This window comes from Erwinia sp. JH02 (assembly GCF_013074405.1).
In the GTDB taxonomy this organism is placed as follows: Bacteria; Pseudomonadota; Gammaproteobacteria; order Enterobacterales; family Enterobacteriaceae; genus Erwinia; species Erwinia rhapontici.
In genome coordinates this window covers 28,537-54,919 of the sequence record NZ_JABANZ010000002.1, presented here as the reverse complement: position 1 = coordinate 54,919, position 26,383 = coordinate 28,537, and the positions used below count along the sequence as shown (strand labels likewise).

General features: G+C 54.5%; 23 protein-coding genes, 6 tRNA genes, 3 other RNA genes and 1 pseudogene. 21 read left to right on the top strand and 12 right to left on the bottom strand.

What is annotated here, in order from left to right:
• Positions 1–22 precede the first annotated feature (22 nt).
• From tolA to HHI26_RS04785, 13 genes are all read left to right on the top strand, one after another.
• Positions 23–1,276, top strand: a complete 1,254-nt coding sequence (gene tolA / locus HHI26_RS04845) for a cell envelope integrity protein TolA (protein WP_171148734.1) — start codon at positions 23–25, stop codon at positions 1,274–1,276.
• A gap of 109 nt (positions 1,277–1,385) precedes the next feature.
• Positions 1,386–2,678 (top strand): Tol-Pal system beta propeller repeat protein TolB, encoded by a 1,293-nt coding sequence (gene tolB / locus HHI26_RS04840; protein WP_171148733.1) that lies wholly within the window; start codon positions 1,386–1,388, stop codon positions 2,676–2,678.
• A gap of 44 nt (positions 2,679–2,722) precedes the next feature.
• On the top strand, positions 2,723–3,235 hold the full coding sequence (gene pal, locus HHI26_RS04835) for a peptidoglycan-associated lipoprotein Pal (RefSeq protein WP_133845490.1): 513 nt from the start codon (positions 2,723–2,725) through the stop codon (positions 3,233–3,235).
• 9 nt (positions 3,236–3,244) lie between these two features.
• Complete coding sequence (gene cpoB, locus HHI26_RS04830) at positions 3,245–4,051, top strand: cell division protein CpoB (protein ID WP_159337428.1); 807 nt, start codon at positions 3,245–3,247, stop codon at positions 4,049–4,051.
• A 164-nt stretch (positions 4,052–4,215) separates the two neighbouring features.
• Positions 4,216–4,291: transfer RNA gene (locus HHI26_RS04825), tRNA-Lys, on the top strand.
• A 12-nt stretch (positions 4,292–4,303) separates the two neighbouring features.
• Positions 4,304–4,417: non-coding RNA, RtT sRNA (locus HHI26_RS04820), on the top strand.
• Between the two features lie 47 nt (positions 4,418–4,464).
• Positions 4,465–4,540 (top strand) — tRNA-Val (locus tag HHI26_RS04815).
• Positions 4,541–4,544: 4 nt separating this feature from the next.
• Positions 4,545–4,620, top strand: a tRNA-Lys gene (locus tag HHI26_RS04810).
• A 12-nt stretch (positions 4,621–4,632) separates the two neighbouring features.
• A non-coding RNA gene (locus tag HHI26_RS04805) (RtT sRNA) lies at positions 4,633–4,746 on the top strand.
• A 45-nt stretch (positions 4,747–4,791) separates the two neighbouring features.
• Positions 4,792–4,867: transfer RNA gene (locus HHI26_RS04800), tRNA-Lys, on the top strand.
• A gap of 37 nt (positions 4,868–4,904) precedes the next feature.
• Positions 4,905–4,980 (top strand) — tRNA-Val (locus HHI26_RS04795).
• 4 nt (positions 4,981–4,984) lie between these two features.
• A tRNA-Lys gene (locus tag HHI26_RS04790) sits at positions 4,985–5,060 on the top strand.
• A gap of 43 nt (positions 5,061–5,103) precedes the next feature.
• A non-coding RNA gene (locus HHI26_RS04785) (RtT sRNA) lies at positions 5,104–5,239 on the top strand.
• 68 nt (positions 5,240–5,307) lie between these two features.
• Here HHI26_RS04785 and HHI26_RS04780 read toward each other — a convergent pair.
• Entirely contained in the window at positions 5,308–6,765 is a 1,458-nt protein-coding gene (locus tag HHI26_RS04780) for a DNA-3-methyladenine glycosylase 2 (RefSeq protein WP_171148732.1), read from the bottom strand.
• A gap of 167 nt (positions 6,766–6,932) precedes the next feature.
• Here HHI26_RS04780 and HHI26_RS04775 point away from each other — a divergent pair, with 167 nt between their 5' ends.
• The 3 genes from HHI26_RS04775 (at position 6,933) to pnuC (ending at position 9,381) form a co-directional block, all read left to right on the top strand.
• A complete protein-coding gene (locus HHI26_RS04775) occupies positions 6,933–7,436 on the top strand; it encodes a methylated-DNA--[protein]-cysteine S-methyltransferase (protein ID WP_133841215.1) in 504 nt (167 codons plus the stop codon).
• A 159-nt stretch (positions 7,437–7,595) separates the two neighbouring features.
• Positions 7,596–8,657 (top strand): quinolinate synthase NadA, encoded by a 1,062-nt coding sequence (gene nadA, locus HHI26_RS04770; protein ID WP_171148731.1) that lies wholly within the window; start codon positions 7,596–7,598, stop codon positions 8,655–8,657.
• 25 nt (positions 8,658–8,682) lie between these two features.
• Positions 8,683–9,381 carry a nicotinamide riboside transporter PnuC gene (pnuC, locus tag HHI26_RS04765; protein ID WP_171148730.1) on the top strand — a complete coding sequence of 233 codons (699 nt, stop codon included), beginning with the start codon at positions 8,683–8,685 and terminating at the stop codon, positions 9,379–9,381.
• 68 nt (positions 9,382–9,449) lie between these two features.
• Here pnuC and zitB read toward each other — a convergent pair whose 3' ends face one another.
• The 4 genes from zitB to HHI26_RS04745 all read right to left on the bottom strand — a co-directional run bounded on the left by zitB (position 9,450) and on the right by HHI26_RS04745 (position 14,521).
• A complete protein-coding gene (gene zitB / locus HHI26_RS04760; protein ID WP_171148729.1) occupies positions 9,450–10,376 on the bottom strand; it encodes a CDF family zinc transporter ZitB in 927 nt (308 codons plus the stop codon).
• Entirely contained in the window at positions 10,357–13,500 is a 3,144-nt protein-coding gene (locus tag HHI26_RS04755) for a transporter substrate-binding domain-containing protein (protein ID WP_244290432.1), read from the bottom strand. The genes zitB and HHI26_RS04755 overlap by 20 nt, the downstream gene beginning before the upstream one ends.
• A complete protein-coding gene (locus HHI26_RS04750) occupies positions 13,482–14,072 on the bottom strand; it encodes a response regulator transcription factor (RefSeq protein ID WP_133841211.1) in 591 nt (196 codons plus the stop codon). Before HHI26_RS04750 ends, HHI26_RS04755 begins: the two co-directional genes overlap by 19 nt.
• A 116-nt stretch (positions 14,073–14,188) precedes the next feature.
• Positions 14,189–14,521, bottom strand: coding sequence for a YbgS-like family protein (locus HHI26_RS04745; protein ID WP_133841210.1), 333 nt, complete (start codon positions 14,519–14,521; stop codon positions 14,189–14,191).
• Positions 14,522–14,813: 292 nt separating this feature from the next.
• Between HHI26_RS04745 and aroG the strand changes: the two genes are divergently transcribed.
• The gene (aroG, locus tag HHI26_RS04740) at positions 14,814–15,866 is read left to right on the top strand and encodes a 3-deoxy-7-phosphoheptulonate synthase AroG (protein WP_133841209.1); all 1,053 of its coding nucleotides are present in this window, start codon (positions 14,814–14,816) and stop codon (positions 15,864–15,866) included.
• Between the two features lie 73 nt (positions 15,867–15,939).
• Here the strand turns inward: aroG and gpmA are convergent, their stop codons facing one another.
• The 6 genes from gpmA to modE form a co-directional block, all read right to left on the bottom strand.
• Positions 15,940–16,692: a 2,3-diphosphoglycerate-dependent phosphoglycerate mutase gene (gene gpmA / locus HHI26_RS04735; RefSeq protein ID WP_012441996.1), complete on the bottom strand. Its 753-nt coding sequence runs from the start codon at positions 16,690–16,692 to the stop codon at positions 15,940–15,942.
• 157 nt (positions 16,693–16,849) lie between these two features.
• On the bottom strand, positions 16,850–17,881 hold the full coding sequence (gene galM, locus HHI26_RS04730; RefSeq protein WP_171148728.1) for a galactose-1-epimerase: 1,032 nt from the start codon (positions 17,879–17,881) through the stop codon (positions 16,850–16,852).
• Positions 17,875–19,023 (bottom strand): galactokinase, encoded by a 1,149-nt coding sequence (gene galK / locus HHI26_RS04725; protein ID WP_133841207.1) that lies wholly within the window; start codon positions 19,021–19,023, stop codon positions 17,875–17,877. Before galK ends, galM begins: the two co-directional genes overlap by 7 nt.
• 2 nt (positions 19,024–19,025) lie before the next feature.
• The gene (gene galT, locus HHI26_RS04720; protein ID WP_133841206.1) at positions 19,026–20,069 is read right to left on the bottom strand and encodes a galactose-1-phosphate uridylyltransferase; all 1,044 of its coding nucleotides are present in this window, start codon (positions 20,067–20,069) and stop codon (positions 19,026–19,028) included.
• Positions 20,070–20,332: 263 nt separating this feature from the next.
• Positions 20,333–21,808 (bottom strand): molybdate ABC transporter ATP-binding protein ModF, encoded by a 1,476-nt coding sequence (gene modF / locus HHI26_RS04715; RefSeq protein ID WP_133841205.1) that lies wholly within the window; start codon positions 21,806–21,808, stop codon positions 20,333–20,335.
• A gap of 19 nt (positions 21,809–21,827) precedes the next feature.
• Positions 21,828–22,607 (bottom strand): molybdenum-dependent transcriptional regulator, encoded by a 780-nt coding sequence (gene modE / locus HHI26_RS04710; RefSeq protein ID WP_133841204.1) that lies wholly within the window; start codon positions 22,605–22,607, stop codon positions 21,828–21,830.
• 147 nt (positions 22,608–22,754) lie between these two features.
• Between modE and HHI26_RS04705 the strand changes: the two genes are divergently transcribed.
• From HHI26_RS04705 to modC, 4 genes are all read left to right on the top strand, one after another.
• Entirely contained in the window at positions 22,755–22,919 is a 165-nt protein-coding gene (locus tag HHI26_RS04705; protein WP_133841203.1) for an AcrZ family multidrug efflux pump-associated protein, read from the top strand.
• A gap of 152 nt (positions 22,920–23,071) precedes the next feature.
• A complete protein-coding gene (gene modA, locus HHI26_RS04700) occupies positions 23,072–23,842 on the top strand; it encodes a molybdate ABC transporter substrate-binding protein (RefSeq protein WP_159337422.1) in 771 nt (256 codons plus the stop codon).
• 149 nt (positions 23,843–23,991) lie between these two features.
• The gene (gene modB / locus HHI26_RS04695; RefSeq protein ID WP_133841201.1) at positions 23,992–24,681 is read left to right on the top strand and encodes a molybdate ABC transporter permease subunit; all 690 of its coding nucleotides are present in this window, start codon (positions 23,992–23,994) and stop codon (positions 24,679–24,681) included.
• Positions 24,681–25,739 (top strand): molybdenum ABC transporter ATP-binding protein ModC, encoded by a 1,059-nt coding sequence (gene modC / locus HHI26_RS04690; protein WP_171148727.1) that lies wholly within the window; start codon positions 24,681–24,683, stop codon positions 25,737–25,739. The genes modB and modC overlap by 1 nt, the downstream gene beginning before the upstream one ends.
• Here modC and HHI26_RS04685 read toward each other — a convergent pair.
• Positions 25,740–26,354, bottom strand: a pseudogene (locus HHI26_RS04685) (pyridoxal phosphatase); the annotation flags it as partial.
• Positions 26,355–26,383 lie beyond the last annotated feature (29 nt).

Here is a 26,383-nt window from a genome sequence, read left to right as displayed (position 1 = left end):
GAACCGTTTTTGGGAACCGAGAGTGTCGAAGGCAACCGAGCAAGACGAAAAGTTAAAACGAGCGATAACAATATCAGTCATCTTCCACATTATTCTGGTGGCCGTGCTGGTATGGAGTTCGTTTGACGAAAACATCGACGCCAGCGGCGGTGGTGGCGGTAGCGATATTGATGCAGTCATGGTCGATCCTGGCGCGGTGGTAGAACAGTACAATCGTCAGCAAAATCAGCAGAGCGACAGCAAGCGTGCCGAGCAACAACGTCAGAAGCAGGCTAAACAGCAGGCGGAAGAGTTGCAGCAGAAACAGGCCGCAGAACAGCAAAGGCTGAAACAGATCGAGAAAGAACGTCTGCAGGCGCAGGAAGATGCCAAACAGCAGGCGGCAGAACAGGCCGCCGAGCAGAAGCAAGCCGCGGATGCGGCGAAGCAGGCACAGCAGGAGCAGAAACAGGCTGAAGCCGCCGCGGCAAAAGCCAAAGCTGATGCGAAAGCCCAGGCGGATGCCCAGGCGAAGTCTGCTGCTGATGCACAGAAAAAAGCTGCAGAAGAAGCGAAAAAAGCGGCTGCTGATGCGAAGAAAGAAGCCGAAGCAGAAGCGAAACAGGCCGCTGCGGAAGCCGCTAAAGTGAAAGCGGCAGCGGATGCAAAAGCCAAAGCGACTGCTGAGGCAAAAGCGGCGGCGGATGCGAAGGCTGCTGCTCAGGAAGCCAAAGCACAGGCGGCGGCTGAGGCGAAAGAAAAAGCAGCGGAAGAAGCCAAAGAGAAAGCGGCGACTGCTGCCAAAGAAAAAGCGGAAGCGGCTGCAAAAGCGAAAGCTGATGCCGCAGCGAAAGCCAAAGCCGATGCCGCAGCCAAGAAGAAAGCAGCAGCTGAAGCCGCGAAAGAGTCGGGTGATGTCGGTAACTTACTGGGTGACCTGACCTCAGGTAAAAATGCGCCGAAATCCGCAAATGCTGCTGGCGGCGGTGGTGCTGCAGGGCAGGGTACGCAGAAAAAATCGGGTGCATCCGGTGCAGCTATCGACAGTTACCTTGGACAGGTTAAAGGCGCGATTCAAAGTAAATTGTATAATGCGGATACTTTCGCAGGGCAAACCTGCGATATCCGCATCAAACTGGCTCCGGACGGGCTGCTGATTTCAGCGACGACGGCCGGTGGTGATGCTGCGCTCTGTCAGGCCGCGTTAAGTGCTGCTCGTACTGCTAAAATTCCAAAACCGCCTACCCAGGATGTCTGGCAGGCGGTGAAAGAAGCGACAGTCGAGTTTAAACTGTAAGAATTCGGTCATCAGCGGCATGTTGAACTATGTTTTGCATGCCGTACTCTTAGGTTTCTTGATACAAGGCTAATTATCGTGGGTGCTATGCCCGGGTAAGGGAGAAAGAATGAAGCAGGCATTTCGTGTAGCGCTGAGTTTTTTAATGCTGTTTGTCGCGGTTGCGCATGCAGAAGTTCGCATTGAAATTACTCAGGGTGTGAATTCCGCACGTCCTATCGGCGTTGTGCCGTTTAAATGGGATGGTCCAGGTGCCGCACCGGAAGATATTGGTGGCATTGTTGCTGCCGACTTACGTAACAGCGGTAAATTCAATCCAATCGATCGTTCACGTCTACCACAGCAGCCAACCTCTGCTGCCGAAGTGCAGCCCGCTGCATGGAGTGCGCTGGGCATTGATGCCGTCGTGGTAGGCCAGATTCAGCCAGGTGCTGACGGCAGTTACACCGTTTCCTACCAGTTGGTCGATACCTCGGCTAACCCGGGTGCGGTACTGGCGCAGAATCAGTTCAAAGTGACAAAACAGTGGTTACGTTATGCGGCGCATACAGCCAGTGATGAAAGCTTTGAAAAACTGACCAGCATCAAAGGGGCATTCCGTACCCGTATTGCTTACGTAGTGCAGACCAACGGCGGTCAATTCCCGTATGAACTGCGCGTATCTGATTACGATGGTTACAACCAGTTTGTTGTGCATCGTTCACCAGAACCACTGATGTCACCAGCCTGGTCTCCAGATGGTAGCAAAGTGGCTTACGTGACCTTTGAAAGCGGTAAGTCTGCACTGGTTATCCAGACGCTGGCGAATGGCGCGATCAGGCAGGTTGCTTCGTTCCCACGTCACAACGGTGCGCCAGCCTTCTCTCCAGATGGCAGCAAACTGGCGTTTGCGTTATCAAAAACGGGTAGCCTGAATCTGTATGTGATGGACATTGGTTCTGGTCAGATTCGTCAGATCACTGATGGTCGTTATAACAGCACCGAACCAACCTGGTTCCCGGACAGCCAGAGTCTGGCTTACACCTCCGATCAGGCAGGTCGTCCACAAATTTATAAAATCAGCGCAAGCGGCGGTACAGCTCAACGTATTACCTGGGAAGGTTCTCAGAACCAGGACTCAGACGTCAGCTCTGATGGCAAATCAATGGTGATGGTCAGCACCAATGGCGGTGCTCAACACATCGCCCGACAAGATCTGGTAACGGGAGCCGTTCAACAATTAACGGACACGTTCCTGGATGAGACGCCAAGTCTCGCACCTAACGGCACAATGGTAATCTATAGCTCTACTCAGGGTATGGGTTCCGTATTGCAGTTGGTTTCGACGGATGGGCGTTTCAAAGCGCGTCTTCCGGCAACTGATGGACAGGTCAAATTTCCTGCCTGGTCGCCGTATCTGTGATGCATGTGTAAATATGTATGGCAAACTATAATAGGAATTAAATAATGCAACTGAACAAAGTGCTGAAAGGCTTAATGCTGGCACTGCCAGTAATCGCAGTGGCTGCATGTAGCTCTCATAAGAACAACAACAACGACCAGACTAACGGTCTTGGTGACGGTTCTAACAGCGGCATGAACAGCGGTAACATGTCTTCTGACGAGCAGGCACGTCTGCAGATGCAAGAACTGCAGAAAAACAACATCGTATACTTCGGTCTGGACAAGTATGACATCGCTTCTGACTTCGCTCAGATGCTGGATGCGCACGCTAACTTCCTGCGTAGCAACCCATCATACAAAGTGACCGTAGAAGGTCATGCGGATGAGCGCGGTACACCTGAATACAACATCGCCCTGGGCGAACGTCGTGCTTCAGCTGTTAAAATGTACCTGCAGGGTAAAGGCGTTTCTGCTGACCAGATCTCTATCGTTTCTTACGGTAAAGAAAAACCTGCAGTACTGGGTCACGACGAATCAGCTTATGCTAAAAACCGTCGTGCAGTACTGGTTTACTAAGAGAATCACATGATTAGTAGCTTCAGAACTCACCTGTTGAGTCTGTCGTTACTGGTTGGCGTAGCGGCCCCCTGGGCCGCTAATGCCCAGGCAACAATCAGTAACGTTGGCTCCGGCTCGGTTGAAGACCGTGTCACTACACTTGAGCGTATTTCTAATGCTCAGGCGCAACTCCTCCAGCAACTTCAGCAGCAACTTTCCGAAACTCAAAATGATATTGACTCACTACGTGGTCAAATTCAGGAAAACAGCTATCAGCTGAATCAGGTTGTGGAGCGTCAGAAAGGACTTTACCAGCAGATTGACAGTCTCAGCAGCGGTGGTGCAAACGCCGGTGCAGCGGCCGCGTCAGGTGCGGGTGCGGCAGCCGCCGATACGTCCTCTGACGGCAGCAATGCAGCGGCAGCAGCTCCTGCTGCCGCTGCTGCCCCGACCCAAAGTGGGGATGCGAATACCGATTACAATGCGGCAGTGGCGCTGGTACTGGAGAAAAAACAGTACGATCAGGCTATCGCAGCATTTCAGTCCTTTGTGAAGAAATACCCGGATTCGACTTTTCAGCCTAACGCGAACTATTGGCTTGGTCAGTTGAATTACAACAAAGGCAAAAAAGACGATGCCGCGTTTTATTTCGCGACTGTTGTCAAAAATTACCCAAAATCACCGAAGAGTGCAGATGCGCTGCTGAAGGTGGGGGTGATCATGCAGGAAAAAGGCGACAAGGCGAAAGCCAAAGCGGTCTATCAGCAGGTGGTCAAACTGTACCCTAACAGTGAAGCCGCAAAACAGGCACAAAAGCGCTCAGCGGCACTCTGATTGGCGTGATTGAGCTCATTTTAGCCTGAAATATGGTCTTACCGCGTGAAAGCTAAGCAGTTGAACAACTTATCCTGAAATAGTGGTTGCGCTGGAAATTCAAATCAGTAATATATGCCGCCGTTGCCGGGGGATATGTTAAGAGACGCCAGCAGCACAAAAGTGGGTCGTTAGCTCAGTTGGTAGAGCAGTTGACTTTTAATCAATTGGTCGCAGGTTCGAATCCTGCACGACCCACCACTATTAAGTTTTAAACGGTGTAAACCGTGAAGGATGAGAACCGTAAAAAGTTCGAGTCGAGCGAAAGCGAGACAACGTTGCTTCAGCAACGGCCCGTAGGGCGAAGTCATCCTGCACCACCCACCAGTATTAAGTTTTAAAACGGTGTAAACCGTGCTTTGAAGTTTCGATATGGGTGATTAGCTCAGTTGGTAGAGCATCTCCTTTACACGGAGGGGGTCGGCGGTTCGAGCCCGTCATCACCCACCATATCGGGTCGTTAGCTCAGTTGGTAGAGCAGTTGACTTTTAATCAATTGGTCGCAGGTTCGAATCCTGCACGACCCACCACTTCAAAGTCGTAAGCGGTGTAAACCGTGAAGGATGAGAACCGTAAAAGGTTCGAGTCGAGCGAAAGCGAGACAACGTTGCTTCAGCAACGGCCCGAAGGGCGAAGTCATCCTGCACGACCCACCACTTCAAAGTAGTAAGAGATAGCATAGTACAGATATACCGCATTGCGGGTCGTTAGCTCAGTTGGTAGAGCAGTTGACTTTTAATCAATTGGTCGCAGGTTCGAATCCTGCACGACCCACCATCTCTTAAGAGATAAACATGCGTAGCAGTTCTGATATGGGTGATTAGCTCAGTTGGTAGAGCATCTCCTTTACACGGAGGGGGTCGGCGGTTCGAGCCCGTCATCACCCACCATATCGGGTCGTTAGCTCAGTTGGTAGAGCAGTTGACTTTTAATCAATTGGTCGCAGGTTCGAATCCTGCACGACCCACCAATTCAGAAAAAAGCGCCTAACAGGCGCTTTTTTCGTTTCTGTGCGGTGAAGCTTAACGTGCAGGATGAGAACCTGCAGCAGGTTCGACAAAATTGCACTGCAATTTTGTGCTGATGCGCCAGCATCACCCGCAGGGCGAGCATCAATATGATGCGAGGCATATCCTGCACGACCCACCAATGTAAGAAGGCGCCCTAAAGGCGCCTTTTTGCTGTCTGCGATTTGAGTGTCCGGTCGCCCCGTTCCTTTATACCAATTTTCCACTGTGCCAGATATGCATCACCGCATAGCTGCGCCACGGACGCCACGCCTGTGAACACTCCTCCGCCTGTTTAACGCTAAGACCACCGAGATTATTGCGTACCACAATATCTCCCGCCGGAAACGCGTCAGGCCAGCGTAATGCGCGCATAGCGAGGTATTTCGCCGTCCAGTCACCAATGCCAGGCAAGGCTAACAGTTGTGCAATCGTATCGTCAGGATTGCTGACGATATCCAGTTGCAGTTTCTCCAGAGCACACTGTTCCGCCAACGCCAGGATACAGCGGGTGCGGGCACTGACAATCCCCAGGCGGGCAATCTCATCCACACTGCATTGCGCCACCCGGGCTGGCAGGGGAGAAAGATGTGTCAGTTCGGCAAAGGGCGTGGCGATCTCTTCTCCCAGTGCGGTGGCGAAGCGTCCACCCAATGTGGCAGCGGCTTTCACTGTGATCTGCTGGCCGAGAATCGCACGCACGGCCATCTCAAAACCGTCGAACGCACCGGGAACCCGTAATCCGGGATGCGCCAGCACCGAGGCGTGCAACAACGGGTCCTGTCCCAGGTGCTCTGCAATCAGGTCAGGGCGGGCATTCAGGTCAAACAGATTTCTCAGTCGGCGCAGCAGCACAGGCAAAACGGCATTCAGTGAATGTGTGAACTCAACCTGCAGCATATTTTTCTCTGCCTGCTGCGTCACTCTTATCCATCCATAATGCGGCCCCAGACGCACGGTACGGGCATAACTGACATCATCTACACTCTCTACGCCCAGCAGCGCACGACGGCGCAGGAAGGCCAGCATCGCCTCCCAGTCATAAGGAGGGCGATAGCTGAGCTGCAATGTTGACGTGTCGTTGCTGTCGATGCCTCCTTCTCTGATCTTCATGTTCTTACGCAAATGCGAAGGGGGCATACGATACTGGCTGCTGAACGCAGCGTTAAAACGACGCAGGCTGGAAAACCCACTGGCAAACGCAATTTGCGTGACGGGCAAATGGGTTTCGCTCAATAACTGTTTAGCCAGCAGCAATCGCCGGGTTTGGCGTAACTCCTGTGGCGAAACGCCCAGCTCTTTATGAACAATGCGGCGAAGTTGACGCAGACTGAGATGAAAACTGGCAGCAATCTCTTCCAGGCTGTCGACCTGCTCAATCATCCCTTCATCAATACGCTGCATCAACCGTTCGGCAATACGCTGACTGTGATCGACAGGCGCATGGCCGGGAGCCAGCTCGGGTCTGCAACGGAGGCAGGGCCGAAAGGTGGCTTTTTCTGCCGCTTCAGCGCTGTCGAAAAACAGGCAGTTCTCCGCACGTGGTGCCTTCACCGGGCAAACGGGACGACAATAAATGCCGGTTGAGGTTACACCCACGTAGAATATGCCGTCAAAACGCGCATCGCGTGAGGTGAGGGCGCGGTAAGCTGAGATTGGGTCAATCATCGTTATGTCCTGTCGCACAGAATTCACTTCAGATTAGGTGTTTAGCGCATCCAGTACTCGCCGTTTGCGGACACAATATTATTCTGTACTGATGTCCGAAAACGGCCAGTGATATGCCATCCCCAGGGCATAATAGCGCGTACCCCAGACAGAGAAGGAGAGGGAAGATGGCTTTCTACTATAAAATGATGCAATCCCCGGTTGGTGAGTTGAAACTGGTGGCAAGCGAACAGGGTCTCGCCGCTATTCTGTGGGAAAATGATGATCCCAAACGTGTGCGCTTCAGGCCACAGCTGGAAGACACCCACAACGCAACCTTGCTCGAAGCCGAACGGCAGCTGCGCGAATATTTTGCCGGCCATCGCCAGCAGTTCAGCTTGCCGCTGGATTTCATCGGCACGACGTTCCAGAAGCAGGTCTGGGCGGCGTTGATCACCATCCCCTTTGGTGAAACGCGCAGCTACGGGGAAATCGCCCACCAGATCGGCAACCCCAACTCTGTTCGTGCAGTGGGCGCAGCCAATGGAAAAAATCCACTCTCAATTATTGCCCCTTGCCACCGGGTGATTGGCGCCAATGGTAAACTGACCGGATTTGCCGGTGGCCTGGCAGCCAAAGCCTTTTTACTGCGTCTGGAAGGGGGGCAGTTGTGGGCGGAGGAGTCTCTTTGATGATCGGCATCACATCCTGAGGCAAAAGTTAGAAATCCGGCGACATAGGTTCATTTTTCAGCTATCGTGTTTAGCATATAAAACAAACCAGCCGTAGAGTTGGCACCAGATGGGCCTTCTACGTTAATTCGGTTAAGTTGAAGAAACGAGAGTTGCCTTATGAGCCTGATGTTTGATCCCGAAGCCGCTGTTTACCCCTTCCCGCCAAAACCGGCACGTTTATCTGTTGATGAAAAACAGTTCTACCGTGAAAAAATCAAACGCCTGCTGAAAGAGCGTGATGCGGTCATGGTCGCTCATTATTACACCGATCCGGAAATTCAGGCCCTGGCAGAAGAGACCGGTGGCTGCGTCTCCGATTCTCTGGAAATGGCGCGTTTTGGCAGCCAGCACTCCGCTTCCACTCTGTTGGTTGCCGGGGTACGTTTTATGGGCGAAACGGCCAAAATACTCAGCCCTGAAAAAACCATTCTCATGCCCACTCTTCAGGCCGAGTGTTCACTCGATCTCGGCTGCCCGATCGAAGAATTCAGCCAGTTCTGTGATGCCCACCCTGACCGTACCGTGGTGGTGTATGCCAATACCTCTGCGGCGGTAAAAGCCCGTGCTGACTGGGTGGTCACCTCCAGTATCGCCGTGGAATTGATTGAGCATCTCGACAGTCTGGGAGAGAAAATCATCTGGGCGCCCGATCGCCATCTTGGACAGTATGTCACGCGAAAAAGTGGCGCAGATGTCATTTGCTGGCAGGCGGCCTGTATCGTTCATGACGAGTTTAAAACGCAAGCACTGCAGCGCATGAAGATGCTCTACCCGGAGGCGGCGGTGCTGGTCCATCCTGAATCCCCGCAGGCGATCGTCGATCTGGCCGATGCCGTTGGTTCTACCAGTCAGCTGATCCATGCTGCGCAGACGATGCCGCATAAGCAAATGATCGTCGCCACCGATCGCGGTATTTTTTATAAAATGCAGCAGGCGTGTCCGGACAAAGAATTGCTGGAAGCGCCGACGGCCGGCGAAGGTGCCACCTGTCGTAGTTGCGCTCACTGCCCGTGGATGGCGATGAACGGCCTGAAAGCGATTGCTGATGGTCTGGAGCAGGGGGGGAGTGAACATGAAATTTTTGTTGATGATGCGCTGCGTGAAGCTGCATTGATCCCGCTGAATCGTATGCTAACCTTTGCCGCAGACCTTAAATTAAAAATTAAGGGCAACGCATAATCGATAAAATTGAAGGAATTTCAATATGGATTTTTTTAGTACCTCGAATATTCTGGTTCACATTCCTCTGGGTCAGGGCGGGTACGACCTGTCATGGATCGAGGCGATCGGTACCATTGCGGGCCTGCTGTGTATCTGGCTTGCCAGCCTTGAAAAGATCGCTAACTATGCGTTTGGCCTGATAAACGTCACCCTGTTTGCGGTGATCTTCTTCCAGATCCAGCTGTATGCCAGCCTGCTGCTGCAACTGTTCTTCTTTGTTGCCAATATTTACGGATGGTACGCCTGGAGCCGGCAAACCAGTGATAATCAGCAGGCGCTGAAAATACGCTGGCTACCGCTGCCTAAACTGCTCGGCTGGGGCGCGGTAATTGTCGTGGCGATTGCCCTGATGACGCGCTATATCGATCCGGTGTTTGCTTTCCTGACGCACACCGCCGTATCGCTGATGCAGGGGCTGGGCATGAACGTGGTGATGCCGCAGCTACAGCCGGATGCGTTCCCCTTCTGGGACTCCTGCATGATGGTGCTGTCGATTGTGGCGATGGTATTGATGACACGTAAATATGTCGAAAACTGGCTGCTGTGGGTGATTATCAACGTGATCAGCGTGATGATTTTCGCCCGCCAGGGGGTTTATGCGATGGCGCTGGAATATGCCGTGCTGACATTAATCGCCCTCAACGGTTCGTGGCTGTGGGTGAAAAGCGCCCGTCAGCGCTGATGCCTGGCTCAGGGCAGACCGTCTGTTTTGGTCCGCCCTGAGCCATGGATACCCTCATTCCAGGCATCTCAATGATGGTGATGTGTGCTGTGGTTCTCCTGAGCCCCGTGCAGGCCACAGTCGTCATCTTCACAGCGCTGATACTCCATCTGTACCGTTGCATGCGCAATATGATAGTGCTGACGCAGATAATCCTGAATGCAGTGCAGCAGAGCATCATGATCCCGCGGGGGAATCACCTGGACATGCAGCATAATCACCGGTTTCTCCCCCACCTGCCATAAATGCACATGGTGCACGTGACGGACTTCAGGAATGCTGCGGACCAGGGCGCGTTGCAGCTTATCCACGTCAATATCCCGTGGTGCACCTTCCAGCAATTCGCGACCGCTCTCTTTCATCAACGCCCAGCCGCTGCGCAGTACCAGTAACGACACCAGAACCGATAAAATAGGGTCGATGGGCGTCCAGCCGGTGAGCATGATGATCAGTGCAGCAACAATGGCACCGACTGAGCCAAGCAGATCGCCAAGGACATGCAGTGCTGCGGCCCGTACATTCAGGTTCTTCTCTTCACTGCCGCTGCGCAGCAGCCAGAGCGACAGCAGGTTCGCCAGCAGCCCGCCGATAGCAATGATCAGCATCATACCTCCTGCAATCGGCTGCGGTTGCCGGAAACGCACCAGCGCTTCCCAGACAATCAGGGCAGTAATGACCAGCAGGGCGATCGCATTCACAAAGGCGGCAAGCGTGGTTAAACGCAACAGACCAAATGAGTGCTGTGCCGTCGGTTTGCGCCGGGAAAACTGGGTAGCGAGCAGCGCCAATAGCAGTGCAGCGGCATCGGTGAGCATGTGCCCGGCATCGGCCAGCAGCGCCAGCGAGCCTGAGATCAGTCCACCCGCGACTTCCGCCACCATAAAAATGGCGGTGACGGCGAAAGCGGCCAGCAGACGGGATCGGTTGGTGTCGGTTTCACCGTGGTTGTGAGCCATAAGATTCCAGTTGAGTTAATAACTTATCGCTTAATGATATCAATAAAGTTAGCGCAGATTTAGGGGGCTGATGGTTTTTTGCCGACTGAATGATCTGCTGGCAAAGTCGTTCCCCTTCGCTATAACCCAGCAGCAGCCAACTTCCCTTCATCCGGTGAGCAGCGCTCTCAAGTACAGGCCAGGCCTCAGCGGCAATGGCTTGATTCATCGCCTCGACATCGCGCGCTAATGTCTCACTCAGTGTCTGGCAGAGGCGCTGAAAATAGTGCACGTCATTGTGGGCAAGCTGGTTCAGACGTTGGGTGATATCCGCAAACAGGTCAGGTGCATCGGCCTGCAACAGCGTAGCGATATCCGCAAGAGACACGGGCTTGAGCAGCAGATGATCGGCAACCTGCTGTGCCTGCGGATGGTTAAGAATATGCGCATCAGCCGAACAGAGCACAATGCGCGTACGGTGCGGCTGATGGCGTTCGCGGCGGCGCAGGATTTTTGCCAGCGTCAGGCCATCCGGATGAGGCATGCTGAAGTCGATAAACAGCAAATCCCATTGCGCCTGTTTTGCGGCATCCAGCAGTGCGCGTCCATTGCCGAAGGTGTCAGCCTGAATGCCACAGTGTGCCAGCTGCTGCTGCATCACCAGTAGGTTAGTGGGATGATCATCGATAATTGCCGCCCGTAAATGGTGGGTCATCGCCGCAACAGGACCCGCCTGTGACGCCACAGGCTGCGGTGGATTGATCACCTGCCACGGCAGCGTGACGCTGACACAGGTGCCTTCGCCAGGTGCCGATTGCAGGTCAATGGTCCCGCCCATGCGACTCACAATTTCACGGCAGATAGAGAGCCCCAGCCCGCTGCCCTGCACTGACAGTTGACGGCCGGAAGGCGTCTGATACCAGGGTTCAAACAGCCGTTGCTGTTCAGCCAGAGGAATGCCGCTGCCGGTATCAGTGACCCGCAGACAGAGGCGGGGCGGATCCTCCAGCGCGGCCAGCGTCAGATGGATCTCGCCTTGCGGGGTAAACTTAATGGCATTCCCCATCAGATTATTGGCGATCTGTTGCAGACGCTCACCATCAATCAGCACCCAGTCGGGCAGGGTCGTCAATGCACTGACGTTCAGCTGCGGTCCATTACGGCGAATAAGAGGGGGATAAAAAACGGCCAGATGCTTCAGCCAGCTTTCCGGTTCCAGCGGGCGCGGCACCAGGTTGAAGCTGTTGCTCTCTACTCTGGCATGATCCTGGAGATCATTGAGCAGCGTCAGCAGGCTGGCAGCGCTGCTGTAGATCAACGATAAATTATGGCGCTGAGGTTGTTGTACCAGCTCCAGTTCAAGCAGTCCCAGCACTGCCTGCATTGGCGTGCGCAGCTCGTGGCTGACGGTGGCCAGGAACTGGCTTTTCATGCGGTTTTCCCGAAGAGCCACTTCGCGCTCCTGTTCCAGCCGTTGCCGCTGCTGACGTTCACGACGCTGGTCAAGATAGCGTCTCAGCAGCAGGATCAGCAGGAAGACAATGGCAAACAGCGCCGCCACCAGCACGAACAGCGATATGGGTCGCATGGCTCCCTGATGACCGTCATCAACACTTTCCGGTGTGCTGCCCCAGTTTTCCCGCAGCCGCTGCCAGCTTTCCGCCGGGATCTGTTGCAGGCTATTGTTCAGTAATGCCCGCAGTAGCGGCTGGTCAGGGGCAATGCCCAGGGTAATGGGCCAGGCAGTATCACTGGCAGTAAACGCCAGTTGCAGCGTATTGACATAACGGCTTTGGATACGCCAGCGAGCCGACAGCACATTGTCCACCAGTGCATCAATCTGACCGCTGGCCAGCGCGTCATACAGGCGGGTTGTGTCATCGAACACCTGAGGCTCGGTGCCCGCAGGCAACAGGCGGGAAGCAATATCGCCACGCTTTACCCCGATGCGCTTGCCATTAAGGTCTGCCCAACTACTGATGCTCTGTTCCGATGGGCGAACGTAAACGCCCCATAGCGCTCGCCAGACGGGCTGCGTATTATTCAGCATGGCGTCATTGCCGGTCAGGGGTAACGTCAATTGGATCAGGGCACGACCCTGCGTCACCAGCGTACCCGCCTGCTGAGCATTGCTGACCCAGTAAGGCTGGAAGCGCAATCCGGTGAGCTGGCCAATGCTGTTGAGCAGATCCACACTGTAACCGGCGGGCTGACCGCTGGCATTGCGGTAGCTCCACGGATAATCATCACTGACGGCGGCGTAAATAATCATCGGATGTTCGGCGATCCAGCTGCGTTCCATCGGAGTGAGCCGGGCGGTATTACTGTCCTGATAGCGCGGCAGTGTGCTACTCCAGCGTGCCTGGATGCCGTTGACTACCTCCATAGGGAGCTGACGAATGGCATCGTCCAACTGCTGCGTCAGTGCCGGACTCCGGGTTACTGCTCTGATTTGCAACATACCCGGATCAAGGGGCGAGGCCAGTTGGTAAATTTCACCCTGCTGTAACTGACCAAGCAGGAAACCTGCGCTGGTTTCATCCGCGACCACATAGTCACTGTGCTGATTCAACAGACCTGAGAGTGCCTGAACATCGCTGTCAACGATCTGCCAGCGATGCTGTTGGACAAAGGCGGGATTGACGCGTGCCAACGTATCACGGCTGACGCTGATGCGTGCTTCGCTGGAATTAAACATCACCGGACGCAGATTGTTGCGATTACGATAGATGCGCAGTGGGCTGCTAAACCAGGGCTGTGTGGCGCTGATGCCGGGGGGCAAAGGGTGCTGAGGCACGCCGAACAGCACGTCCACTTTCCTCTGCTGTAAGGCTTCCAGCATATCGGGCAGGCGATTAAAGCCCTGTACGCTCATACTCAGGCCGCTGGTTTGCTGTAACGCCACCAGATAGTCTGCATTAATGCCGTAAAGATCGTTGCCCACCACCATATTCCACGGAGAACTGCCGCCAACCAGCACACCAATGCGCAGGTTTTTTAACGATTCTGACGCAGGCGAGGCCAGCGGCATCATCTCCTGTGGCAGGGCAATACTGCTGATGGGCCGCAGACTGGCGCTGACGCTACTGACGAACAGCAGCAGGATAAGCAACAGTGGTCTGGCTATCACTGGCGCGACTGCCACAGCTGTGCCAGTTCAACCACCGACTGTGCCCCGGTTTTATCCATAATATTCTTTTTATGCGTGCTGACCGTTTTATTGCTGATATGCAACTGTTCGGCAATTTGCAGATTGGACTGACCCCGTGCCAGCAGAGCAAGGATCTGCAACTCTTTAGCGGTGAGCTGTTCATGCAGCGTTTCATCCTGCTGCTGGGCAGGGAAAGCCCGTTGTCCCCCCAGCACGGCGAGTACGGCCGATAACAGCTGGCTTAAAGGCTGGCGTTTTGCCACAAAACCCGATGCCCCAGCCGCTTCTGCCAGACGCGGCCAGACACGCTCTTCCTGCGCTGAGTAGATCACCACGGGCAGTGAGGGGGCAAGCCGTTTGATACGTTTAAGCAGTTGCAGACCGTCGCTGTCAGGCAGACCAATATCGAGTATCACCAGGCTGACACGCTGACTGTCGAGTAACGCCAGTGCATCCTGCTGATTTTCAGCAGACAATAAAGTCAGAGGGAATGGCGCATGAACCAGAGCGGCTTCCAGTGCAACCTGCACCAGCGGGTGATCGTCAATCAGCAGCAACGTGGCCATGAAAAAGTCCGAAGTGAAACAGGGGATTCAGGATAGCTGATGGGATGGCCGAAGAAAACGAGAAAGAAAAAAGGAGAGCACCCGCTCTCCTTTAATGAATCTGACGTTATAACAGATTACTGACTGGTACCATCGGTTTTGGTATCAGCTTCATTACCGACTTTTTTGTTGATGTCGGGGCATTTGCCATCTTTACATTGGGTATTTTTATTCACTTCATCCGCACTCATGCCTTTATGGTGCTTCATATCTTTGTGCGTACCCGTACCGTCAGTGTTAATTTTACTGTTATCAACGTTATTTGGGGCAATTTTTTCATTAGAACCTGGGGCCACTGCACCGGCATCTGCGGCTGCATTCGCTGAACCGTTATTATCGGCAGCCATTGCCGCACCGCTGCCCAGGGTCATTGCTGCTGTCAGAAATACGATTGCAAACTTATTCATCATTATGCTCCGTTAATTATTGAATGTTGCCTGACTCATTAACTCGATTCGATGAGTTACGCGATTTCATTATCTTCAGAATAAAATCCTGTAAAAAGGTCAGGGTGAAATCGTAAGTGGTACAAATGCGTTTAATGCAAGAGTTAACGAGTAAAAGTGTAGTTCACGACAGGGATAAATCAAATCTGAGTGTGGGTTAACCAATGTAATGCGATTTACAGGGCTGGGGAGTCGCGATAGATTGGAGGCGATGCGCCTGGTGTGCAGTACGGCAATGAAATAACATGGAAATATTATGAATTATCAGAACGATGACTTAAGAATCAAAGAGATAAAAGAACTTTTACCTCCGGTTGCGTTATTTGAAAAATTCCCTGCCACGGACAAAGCGGCCAGCACCGTTTCCCAGGCCCGTCAGGCCATTCATCATATTCTGAAAAAACAGGATGACCGTCTGTTAGTGGTGATTGGTCCCTGCTCGATTCACGATACGGCGGCGGCCAAAGAGTACGCCTCTCGCCTGCTATTGCTGCGTGAAGAGTTGAAAGACTCGCTGGAAGTCGTGATGCGCGTCTACTTTGAAAAACCGCGCACCACGGTGGGCTGGAAAGGGCTGATCAACGATCCCCATATGGATGGCAGCTTCCAGATCAACGATGGCCTGCGCATCGCACGTCAGCTGCTGCTGGAGATCAACGACAGCGGCCTGCCAGCGGCGGGGGAATTCCTCGATATGATCACCCCGCAGTATGTCGCCGACCTGATGAGCTGGGGCGCCATTGGCGCACGTACTACCGAGTCTCAGGTGCACCGTGAACTCTCGTCCGGCCTTTCCTGCCCGGTAGGATTCAAAAATGGTACTGACGGCACCATCAAGGTCGCCATTGACGCCATCGGCGCAGCCAGCGCCCCTCACTGCTTCCTTTCGGTGACCAAATACGGGCATTCGGCGATTGTTGAGACCGCCGGTAACGAAGACTGCCATATTATCCTGCGTGGCGGCAAAGAGCCTAATTACAGTGCTCACCACGTCAGCGCCGTAAAATCCGGCCTGGAAAAAGCCGGTCTGGATCCACAGATAATGATCGACTTCAGCCATGCCAACAGCAGCAAGCAGTTTAAAAAGCAGCTGGAGGTGTCAACGGATGTGGCACAGCAGATCGCGGGCGGCGATCGCGCAATCATTGGTGTGATGATCGAAAGCCATCTGGTTGAAGGAAATCAGAGCCTGGAGAGCGGTGAGCCGCTGGTCTATGGCAAAAGTGTCACCGATGCCTGTATTGGCTGGGAAGATACTGAAACCGTGCTGCGTCAACTGGCGGATGCGGTGAAAACACGTCGCGGTTAATCCGTTAACGTACATAAAAAAACCCGCCGTCTGGCGGGTTTTTTATATCAGCGAATCCTCTATTGCTAAAGGATTACTTCGCTTTACCCTGGTTAGCAACGGCAGCGGCTTTCGCAGCAATCTCGTCAGCATCACCCAGGTAGTAATGTTTAATAGGTTTGAAGTTTTCATCGAACTCATACACCAATGGCACGCCAGTTGGGATATTCAGTTCCAGGATCTCTTCTTCGCTCATGTTGTCCAGGTATTTCACCAGCGCACGCAGGGAGTTACCGTGGGCGGCGATAATCACTTTCTCACCGCTTTTCATGCGTGGCAGAATAGATTCATTCCAGTAAGGCAGCACGCGATCGATGGTCAGCGCCAGGCTCTCGGTGGTTGGCAGCTGTTCAGCGGTCAGTGATGCATAACGTGGGTCGTGGCCAGGGAAACGCTCATCCGCACGATCCAGTTCTGGTGGGGTCACGGCAAAACCACGACGCCATTGCTTAACCTGCTCATCACCGTACTTGTTCGCGGTTTCAGCTTTATCCAGACCCTGCAGCGCACCATAGTGACGCTCGTTCAGGCGCCAGGATTTCTCCACTGGCAGCCACACCTGGTCCACTTCATCCAGGATGTTCCACAGCGTGTGGATGGCACGTTTCAGCACAGAAGTGTAAGCGAAATCGAAGGTGAAGCCTTCTTTCTTCAGCAACTGACCAGCAGCTTTCGCTTCGGTGCGGCCTTTGTCTGACAGATCAACGTCATACCAACCGGTGAAACGGTTTTCATTGTTCCACTGGCTTTCGCCGTGACGTACCAGAACCAGCTTAGTTACAGCCATAGCTTAACTCCTTAATAACTTTACGTTTCTATGATAATGGTGACCGGTAAACTGCCGGAGACGACAACGCGGCAATTTTAATGTGCATTACCATAGCTGAATTCTGCGCAGCGCGTAAGTCCGTAACGCTCGCGATGCGCGATTTTCATGCGCTTTGTCAAACCGCAGTCAGTTGATAACGCGTTATCGACTGATACGATTCACCTGGTTGCAGCCAGCAGTTGGGCTGTGGCCACTCAGGGTGGTTAGGCGAGTCGGGTAAGAACTCACTCTCCAGCGCAATACCCTGGAAAGCAGTATAGACGCCCTGTTCGCGCGCCGGAGTACCTTCCAGATAATTCCCGCTATAAAGCTGTAATGCCGGGGCGCTGGTAAAGACATTAAGTTGCAGTTTGCCATCGGCAGACCACAACGTGGCAGCGGGCTGTGTCGCGCTGTCATTTAACAAATAGGCGTGATCGTAGCCTTTTACCGCACGCTGATCGGCATCACTGAGGAAATCCTGTGCAACCGATTTTGCCTGGCGGAAATCAAAACTGGTCCCTGCCACGGCTTTCAGTGGGGCATTGGGGATCCCTTCGCTATCCACCGGCAGATAATGATCGGCATTCAGGTACAGGCGATGCTGACGTGCATCACCGTGTTCCGCATCCAGATTGAAATAGGCATGATTCGTCAAGTTAACCGGGCAGGCTTTATCCACGGTAGCGTCATATTGAATCGACAGCGTGTTGTCATCATCCAGATGGTAGCGCAGCGATACCAGCAGCGTGCCCGGGAATCCCTGATCGCCATCGGGAGAGTCCAGGCGATATTCCACTTCGCTGTCGCTTTGACCAACAATCTGCCAGCGACGGTTGTGGAAGCCCTCCGGGCCTCCGTGCAACTGATGCGCACCCTGATTGGCAGCGAGTGCTATGCGCTGGCCGTCATGCTGCAACTGTGCATGGGCAATGCGGTTGGCATAGCGGCCTACGGTCGCACCTAAGTAAGCGCTCTGTGCCAGATAGTCTGACGGCGTGGCGCAGCCGAGCAGCGCCTCACGAACGTGACCATCGCCCATCGGGACCCGGGCAGAGAGCCAGGTGGCACCCCAGTCCATAAATGTCGCGACCATCCCATTGCGATTGCGCAGGGTAGTGATGCGCCACGGTTGCCCATCGGGCGCGTGAGAATTTGGGGTTAGCATTCGCCGGCTCCTGCTGAGGCTTTGCAGACGTAGAAGGTCTCTTTAATGCCAGATTTTACTTCGTACTGTTCTGCTACGGCGGCTTTGACCTCGTCCACCAGATCGAACGGCATCAGCGCTACGATGCAACCCCCGAAACCACCGCCGGTCATGCGCACGCCGCCGCGATCGCCGAGCGTGGCTTTGACAATCTCAACCAACTGGTCGATCGGCGGTACGGTGATTTCGAAGTCATCACGCATTGAGGCGTGCGACTCGGCCATCAGCACGCCCATGCGGGCCAGATCGCCGCGCGCCAGGACATCGGCGGCTTCAAGGGTACGAGCGTTTTCCGTCAGAACATGACGAACACGTTTGGCCACCAGCGGATCAAGCTGATCCTGCTGCGCGGTAAACTGGCTCAGTTCCACATCACGCAGTGAGGTTTCGCCGAAGAATTGTGCTCCGGCTTCACACTGCTGGCGGCGCGTATTGTATTCACTGCCTACCAGGCTGCGGCGGAAGTTGGAGTTGATAATGACCACCGCGATATCGGATGGCATCGGCACCGGGCGCGTGCCCAGCGTGCGGCAATCGAGCAGCATGGCGTGATCTTTCTCACCCAATGCCGAGATCAGTTGATCCATAATGCCGCAGTTACAGCCGACAAACTGATTCTCAGCTTCCTGTCCGTTTACCGCAATGGCGGCACCGTCCAGAGGCAGTTCATACAGATGCTGGAACACGGTACCGACGGCCACTTCCAGCGAGGCTGAGGAACTTAATCCGGCACCCTGTGGCACATTGCCGCTGATCACCATATCGGCACCGGCAAAATCGGGTGCACGCTTCAGCAGGTGTTTTACCACGCCGCGTACATAGTTAGACCACATCTGATCCGGGTGGCTGACGATCGCTTCATCCAGCGAGAAAATGTCCTGCTGATTGTCATAGTCGGCGGCAATCACCCGCACCTGACGGTCGCTGCGTTTTGCACAGGCGATAACAGTCTGGTAGTCAATGGCACAGGGCAGCACAAAACCGTCGTTGTAGTCGGTATGCTCACCGATCAGGTTGACGCGGCCCGGTGCCTGAAGGGTATGGGTTGGCGCGTAGCCGAACACGGTACTGAAAATCTGTTGGGTAGCGGTCTGTAAGCTCATGATTATTCCGCCTCACGGAAATGAATATCGCTGACGGCGCGCAGACGTTCTGCTGCCTGCTCGGCCGTTAAGTCACGTTGGGTTTCAGCCAGCATTTCATAGCCGACCATAAATTTACGCACCGAGGCTGAACGCAGCAGCGGTGGATAGAAATGTGCATGTAGCTGCCAGTGGTCATTGGCATCGTCATTAAACGGCGCGCCATGCCAGCCCATGGAATAGGGGAAAGAGCACTGGAACAGATTGTCATAGCGACTGGTGAGCTTTTTCAGCGCCAGCGCCAGATCGCTGCGTTGTGCCTCGCTCAAGTCGGGCAGGCGCTTCACGTGGGCTTTCGGCAGCAGCAGTGTTTCAAACGGCCATGCCGCCCACCACGGCACCACGGCCAGCCAGTGCTCCGTTTCCACTACGGTACGACTGCCATCGTTCAGCTCGCGAGCCGTGTAATCAACCAGCATCGGGGAGGCATGTTTCGCAAGATACGCGCGTTGCAGATCGTCTTCACGCTTCGCTTCATTCGGCAGAAAACTGTTGGCCCAGATCTGGCCATGCGGATGCGGGTTAGAGCAGCCCATTGCGGCGCCTTTGTTCTCGAACACCTGTACCCAGGGATAGTGCTGGCCCAGATCCGCCGTTTGTTCCTGCCAGGTTTTTACGACATCGACCAGGCCTGCCAGCGTCAGTTCGGGCAGCGTTTTGCTGTGGTCCGGAGAGAAGCAGATCACCCGGCTGGTGCCGCGTGCGCTCTCGCAACGCATCAGGATGTCGTCGCTCTCTGGCGCATCAGGGGTGTCGGTCATCAACGCAGCGAAGTCGTTAGTGAAAACGTACGTGCTGGTGTAATCGGGATTTTTATCCCCGGTCACACGGGTATTTCCCGGGCAAAGGAAGCAATCGGGATCGTGTGCAGGCAGTTTTTCCTGCGACGGTGTTTCCTGTGCACCCTGCCATGGTCGTTTGGCACGGTGAGGGGAAACCAGAATCCACTGATCGGACAGCGGGTTATAACGTCGATGAGGGTGATCGACCGGATTAAATTTCTGCATGTTGTGTCCTGATAACCGGGTTTATGCATTTCTGAACTGCAAAGAAAAATAGCACAATCTACGCGCTGAAAGCGTGATCGAGTTTGTATAAATGGAATCGTTTACACAAGCTGAAAAATCCGAAGTATCAATAAAAATAGTGCGGGCTTGGAGAGTTATCAGGCAGGGTGGGGTGAATAATGGTAGCGGTTACACCAAAAAAGCAACGGTCAGGTTGCCACGAACTGCAGGGGTCGATCGTTTTTTCCGATCGACCCGAAAGGTCAGAGTGACAACGCGTCCTGCGTGTAACGATATCCCTCGCCATCAGCGACAAAGCTCAGACGATGAGTAATGCACTGCGGAGCATCCTCCGCATGGTGCGAGACAAACAGCAGTTGGGTACGGCCTTCTCCAATCAGCACATCAACGAAGCGGCGCACCAGCAGGCGATTTATCGGGTCCAGGCCTTGCAGAGGTTCATCGAGGATGAGCAGCGCCGGATGTTTCACCAGCGCCCGGGCGATCAATACCAGCCGTTGCTGACCCCAGGAGAGATCGTGGAAAGGGGAATCCGCCACGGCTCCGCTCATGCCCAGCAGCGCCAGCCACTGTTTTGCCAGCGCCTGCTGACGGTCGGACACCGCCTGATAAATCCCGATGGAGTCAAAGTAGCCGGAAATCACCACATTGCGCACGCTGCTGCTGACACGATAGTCGAGATGCAGACTGCTGCTGACATAACCAATATGCTGTTTGATATCCCAGATAGTTTCCCCGCTGCCACGGCGGCGGCCAAACAGCGTCAGATCGTTGCTGTAGCCCTGCGGGTGATCGCCTGTCACCAGGCTGAGCAGTGTCGATTTTCCGGCACCGTTAGGGCCGGTGATCTGCCAGTGCTGGCCACGTTCCACCTGCCAGCTGAGAGAATGCAGGATGGGACGGTCGTTGTAAGACACCACGCCATCGCGCAGCGTAATCAGCGGTGCGTCCTCCGCCAGTAATGGGATCGCGCTGGCATCATCGGCTTCCGGTAGTGTCATGCCCGCCAGCTGTTCACTGTGCGCCAGCTGCGCCACCAGCGCTTCCGCCAGGATCGCCTGCCGTTCACCGGTGTGGGTCAGGGTGCATTCAGCCAGCACGCCCACCCGATCGATGAAATCAGGAATATCATCAAAACGGTTAAGCACCAGCACCACCGTTAATCCCTGCTGTTGCAGGTTGCCGAGGACATCGGCAAGGTTGGCGCGTGACGCCACATCTAAACCGTCAAACGGCTCATCGAGGATCAGCAGATCGGGCTGCGCCATCAATGCCTGACAGAGCAGCGTTTTGCGGGTTTCCCCGGTCGAGAGATACTTAAAACGGCGTGTCAGCAGGTGCTCAATACCAAACTGAGCAGCCAGTTGCTGGCAGCGAACGTTATCGCGTACCGCTTCCTGAATAATTTCACTGGCAGTGAGGCCGGTATCGTCTTCATCAGCACTCAGCAAATCGGTGTTATTACGCTGCCATTCATCGGCTACCAGTTTTTGTAACTGCTCCAGCGATAAACGGGTGGGGCGTTGAAACTGGCTGGTCACGCTGCCTTTCGAGGGCGGCAGTTCACCTGAGAGGGCGCGGGCCAGTGAGGACTTACCGCTACCGTTAGCGCCGACAAACGCCCAGCTTTCACCGGCCGTCAGGGTCAGGTCGTTGAGGTTAAGTACCCGGGTATCGTTCAGACGGAAGATACCCTGGCGAATCTGCAATACTGGCATTCTCGTTTCCCTTTTCGATTCACAGTAACGTCGCGATGATGACGCGGTCGGCATTAAAACTGGCGGTCACAGTGGCGCCCGGTTCGATTTTTTGCTGCACAATATGCAGATTATCCACGGTCGCGCACAGGATTTCACCGCCTCCCACGGCAATCAACACCTCGCTGTGGGTTTCCCCCTGCTCAATCTGACTCACGGTTCCGGCCAGCTGATTATCCGCCTGGGTGGGAGCGCGAGTCACCTCAATCCACGGCGCTTTAATCAGCACCAGCACCTCTTTGCCGTGGGTCAGTTGCAGACGATTGGCACTTACTTCCGTCAGGGCGACCTGGATTTGTGTCTGCCCGTCGGCCAGTTGCACTCTTATATGCTGCTGCACCGGACGCTCATCGCGGGCGATAAGCGTGCCGAAAAGCTGATTGCGTGCGCTGGTTTGCAGTGAAAAGCGCGCAATGGCACCTAACAGACTGCCTGGCAGTGCGTCATCCTGCAAGACATCAAACGCTTTTTGCTGAATCTGCTCCAGCAGGGCATACAGTTGCAGCAGGCGCTCGCCGTAGGCGGTGACCACGGCACCGCCGCCGCCTTTTCCTCCGGTGGCGCGATCCACCAGCGTCCGGTCGGCCAGCTGATTCATTTCGTTAATCGCATCCCAGGCACTTTTATAGCTGATGCCCGCAAGTTTGGCCCCCTGGCTGATCGAGCCACTCTCTTTCACCTGGCGCAGCAGTTCAATACGGCGTGGGTCGGCAAACAGTCGTTGTTGCAGTTTCAGGATCAGGGAAATATCGGCCTGCATAGGAACTCCGGAAGGGGGCAAGATAAAGGGTCTGGGTTGATTCTATCAGTGCGCGGCAAATAAATTGCGCACGAAGGCACAAAAGGTCAGTGCTTTCTTAACCATGCCCGCTACAATGCTTCTTTTGTCCCGTAAGATGAGGTTTCCATGCTGGAGTTACTGAAAGGCCTTGCCGTTGCCATTATCATGGTGCCAATCGTCATGGCGATTATCCTCGGTCTGATTTGGGGTCTGGGCGAAGTATTCAACGTTATTTCCAAAATTGGTCACCGCAAAGACCAGCCAGCGAAAAAAAACCAGATTACCCAGTAAATCTCTCCTGTTTCTGATCGGCGCCCGGCTCTGCCGGGCGTTGTCGTTTCTGCCCCACTAAACTTCTCGCCTCAGATGCCGATAATTACGGTTACAGATCCCAGTGCATCGTTATATTATTCAGTACATAACGAACCCACTGGAGAGAAAACATGTCTGTAAAATGGAATCACTGGCTGGCCGCCGCCGCCGTCAGTCTGAGCGTTGGTGGCCATGCCATCGCGGCAGAAAACGTGACTGTATTTGCGGCAGCTTCACTGACCAATGCGCTGCAGGATATTGCCAGCGAGTATGAGAAGGGCAAGGACGTGAAAATCGTCTCTTCGTTTGCCTCCTCATCAACGCTGGCTCGCCAGATTGAGCAGGGTGCGCCGGCCGATCTGTTTATCTCTGCCGATCAGCAGTGGATGGACTATGCCAGCGAGAAGAAAACGATCGATAATGGCAGTCGTGTGACCCTGTTGGGTAACGACCTGGTGCTGGTGGCCCCAACGGCCAGTCAGCCACAGCCGGTGAACATCAGTAAAACAACCGACTGGAAAAGCCTGCTAAAAGGTCAGCGTCTGGCCGTCGGGGACCCGGACCATGTTCCTGCGGGAATTTATGCCAAAGAAGCGTTGCAAAACCTGGGCGCATGGGAGCAACTTTCCCCGCTAATGGCGCGCAGTAACAGCGTGCGTGCGGCGCTGGCGCTGGTGGAGCGTAATGAAACCCCTTACGGAATTGTTTACGGCTCTGACGCCATAGCCAGTAAGAAAGTCACCGTGGTCGGCATCTTCCCGAAAGAGAGCCATAAACCGGTTGAGTATCCGTTGGCGATCGTCACCGACCATAACAATGCCCGTGTGAAGGCGTTTTATGACTATCTGAAAGGGCCGGAAGCGGCGGTTGTGTTCAAAAAGTACGGGTTCGCGCCATTATAATTGCAGGTTAAAAAGATAAATTAACCAAAATATTTTAAGCTGCAGCAAGGCGGCAAGTGAGTGAATCCCCAGGAGCTGACTAAAGTCAGTGACTGGGGTGAGGGAGTGCAGCCAACACTGCTGCAGGTTAAAAGATAAAGGTTAAAACGATGTTTTTAAGCGATCCTGAATGGCAGGCCGTAGCGCTGAGTCTTAAAGTTTCTCTGGTCGCAGTCGCCTGTAGTCTGCCTTTTGGGATCCTGATGGCATGGCTACTGGTGCGCCGTCAGTTCCCTGGAAAAACCCTGCTCGACAGCATTATCCATCTACCGCTGGTGCTGCCACCGGTGGTGGTGGGCTATTTGCTGCTGCTGGGATTCGGGCGTCGCGGCTTTATTGGCGAATATCTTTATGACTGGTTCGGCTTCAGTTTTGCCTTTAGCTGGCGCGGTGCCGCACTGGCCTCAGCGGTGATTGCTTTTCCGCTGATGGTGCGCGCTATCCGTCTGGCGCTTGAGGCCGTGGATACCAAACTCGAACAGGCAGCACGTACCCTCGGGGCCGGGCGCTGGCGGGTCTTTTTCACCATTACCCTGCCGCTCACGCTGCCGGGTATTATTGCCGGTACGGTGCTGGGTTTTGCCCGATCGCTGGGCGAGTTTGGCGCCACCATTACGTTTGTTTCCAATATTCCGGGCGAAACCCGTACGCTGCCTTCTGCCATGTATACCCTGATTGAAACGCCGGGGGCCGAAGGGGCGACAGCGCGCCTGTGCGTGATCGCCATCCTGCTGGCGCTGGTTTCCCTGCTCCTTTCCGAATGGCTGACCCGTTGGGGTCGTAAGCGTTTAGGGCTCTGATGCTGATCCTCGATTTTACTCAACAGCAGGGCGACCACACCCTGACGGTAAAGGCCAGTCTGCATGCCAGCGGTGTCACGGCCATTTTTGGCGTATCCGGTGCGGGAAAAACCTCACTAATCAATGCCATTGGCGGGCTAACCGTACCGCAGCAGGGCAGCATTACGCTGAACGATCGGGTGCTGAGTGATACGGCCACCGGCATCTGGTTACCGCCGGAGCAGCGGCGTATTGGTTATGTTTTTCAGGATGCCCGCCTGTTCCCGCACTACCGGGTGCGCGGTAATCTGGAATACGGCATGGTAAAAAGCATGCGCCCGCAGTTCGATGCACTGGTCAAACTGCTGGGGCTTGAATCCCTGCTCGATCGTTTTCCGTGGTCATTATCCGGTGGTGAGAAACAGCGCGTTGCCATTGGCCGGGCGCTGCTGACCGCCCCGGACATGTTGCTGATGGATGAACCCCTGGCGTCCCTCGACTTACCGCGTAAGCGCGAACTGCTGGCCTGGCTGCAAACGCTGGCGCGCCAGGTTTCTACGCCAATCCTCTATGTCAGCCACAGCCTGGATGAACTGCTGCATCTGGCCGATAACGTCATGGTGCTCGATCAGGGGAAGGTAAAAGCGTTTGGTGCACTGGAGAGAGTCTGGGCCAGCAGCGCCATGCGTCCGTGGCTGCCAAGAAGTGATCAGAGCAGCATTCTGCGCGTGCAGGTGCTGGAACAGCATCCGCATTATCAGATGACGGCGCTGTCGCTGGGCGATCAGCATATCTGGGTGAATCGGGTGGATTCCCCGGCGGGCACGCCGTTACGTATCCGTATCCAGGCAGCAGATGTATCGCTGGTGCTCAAGCCACCGGTGAACAGTAGCATCCGCAACGTCATCCCGGCGCAGGTGGCTGAACTGCTGGAGATTGATAACCAGGTGGAAGTGAAGCTGCTGGTGGGGCAAAGCGAGCTATGGGCGCGTATCACGCCCTGGGCTCGCGATGAACTGATGATAAAACCGAATATGTGGCTGTTTGCTCAAATCAAAAGCGTGTCGATCACCACCTGATTACAGCACTTCCTGATAGAGAGTGTCGGCAATCCCGGTTTCCAGATTGGTGCCAATCACGCGTTTTGCCCGCGCTTTAATGGCTTCGTCGGCGTTGCCCATGGCCACGCCTAACCCCACGGTTTCCAGCATACTGAGGTCGTTATAGTTATCGCCAAAAGCGATCACGTCACTCATCTGGTAACCGTTGGCGGCCACCCATTGCGCCAGTCGTTTACCCTTGCTGTTGCCCGCTTTGGCGATATCCACCTGATCATGCCATGACCATTCACAGGCCAGGCCCATCTCGGCTTCGACCTTTTCAGCGAACTGTTGCAGCGCTGTGGTGTCTGCATGAGACAGGGCAAATTTCCAGATCGACTGCGCATTTCTTGCCGCATCTGCCAGGCTATTGACCTGCAAGAATGTCGGACGCTGGGCTTCAGGCAGTGACAGCCCCCAGTTAATGGTGCGCGTCACATGGCCGGTTTCTGTCTGGTACAGCATCGCATCATCGACGTAAAGCAGACCGTGGATCCCCGCGGTGTCGAGCATCTCAATCACGCGCAGCGCCTGTTCTTTGGGCAACGGGTCACTTTGCAAGACTGTTTTTGCCTGATAATCATACAAATGAGTGGTACGCTATACAAAACTTAGGTGTGTGG

Excerpts from the sequence above, each read along its gene's own strand:
- tolB (WP_171148733.1), top strand. The coding sequence starts at position 1,386 with ATGAAGCAGGCATTTCGTGTAGCGCTGAGTTTTTTAATGCTGTTTGTC.
- pal (WP_133845490.1), top strand. The coding sequence starts at position 2,723 with ATGCAACTGAACAAAGTGCTGAAAGGCTTAATGCTGGCACTGCCAGTA.
- cpoB (WP_159337428.1), top strand. The coding sequence starts at position 3,245 with ATGATTAGTAGCTTCAGAACTCACCTGTTGAGTCTGTCGTTACTGGTT.
- HHI26_RS04780 (WP_171148732.1), bottom strand. The coding sequence starts at position 6,765 with ATGATTGACCCAATCTCAGCTTACCGCGCCCTCACCTCACGCGATGCG.
- HHI26_RS04775 (WP_133841215.1), top strand. The coding sequence starts at position 6,933 with ATGGCTTTCTACTATAAAATGATGCAATCCCCGGTTGGTGAGTTGAAA.
- nadA (WP_171148731.1), top strand. The coding sequence starts at position 7,596 with ATGAGCCTGATGTTTGATCCCGAAGCCGCTGTTTACCCCTTCCCGCCA.
- pnuC (WP_171148730.1), top strand. The coding sequence starts at position 8,683 with ATGGATTTTTTTAGTACCTCGAATATTCTGGTTCACATTCCTCTGGGT.
- zitB (WP_171148729.1), bottom strand. The coding sequence starts at position 10,376 with ATGGCTCACAACCACGGTGAAACCGACACCAACCGATCCCGTCTGCTG.
- HHI26_RS04750 (WP_133841211.1), bottom strand. The coding sequence starts at position 14,072 with ATGGCCACGTTGCTGCTGATTGACGATCACCCGCTGGTGCAGGTTGCA.
- HHI26_RS04745 (WP_133841210.1), bottom strand. The coding sequence starts at position 14,521 with ATGATGAATAAGTTTGCAATCGTATTTCTGACAGCAGCAATGACCCTG.
- aroG (WP_133841209.1), top strand. The coding sequence starts at position 14,814 with ATGAATTATCAGAACGATGACTTAAGAATCAAAGAGATAAAAGAACTT.
- gpmA (WP_012441996.1), bottom strand. The coding sequence starts at position 16,692 with ATGGCTGTAACTAAGCTGGTTCTGGTACGTCACGGCGAAAGCCAGTGG.
- galM (WP_171148728.1), bottom strand. The coding sequence starts at position 17,881 with ATGCTAACCCCAAATTCTCACGCGCCCGATGGGCAACCGTGGCGCATC.
- galK (WP_133841207.1), bottom strand. The coding sequence starts at position 19,023 with ATGAGCTTACAGACCGCTACCCAACAGATTTTCAGTACCGTGTTCGGC.
- galT (WP_133841206.1), bottom strand. The coding sequence starts at position 20,069 with ATGCAGAAATTTAATCCGGTCGATCACCCTCATCGACGTTATAACCCG.
- modF (WP_133841205.1), bottom strand. The coding sequence starts at position 21,808 with ATGCCAGTATTGCAGATTCGCCAGGGTATCTTCCGTCTGAACGATACC.
- modE (WP_133841204.1), bottom strand. The coding sequence starts at position 22,607 with ATGCAGGCCGATATTTCCCTGATCCTGAAACTGCAACAACGACTGTTT.
- HHI26_RS04705 (WP_133841203.1), top strand. The coding sequence starts at position 22,755 with ATGCTGGAGTTACTGAAAGGCCTTGCCGTTGCCATTATCATGGTGCCA.
- modA (WP_159337422.1), top strand. The coding sequence starts at position 23,072 with ATGTCTGTAAAATGGAATCACTGGCTGGCCGCCGCCGCCGTCAGTCTG.
- modB (WP_133841201.1), top strand. The coding sequence starts at position 23,992 with ATGTTTTTAAGCGATCCTGAATGGCAGGCCGTAGCGCTGAGTCTTAAA.
- modC (WP_171148727.1), top strand. The coding sequence starts at position 24,681 with ATGCTGATCCTCGATTTTACTCAACAGCAGGGCGACCACACCCTGACG.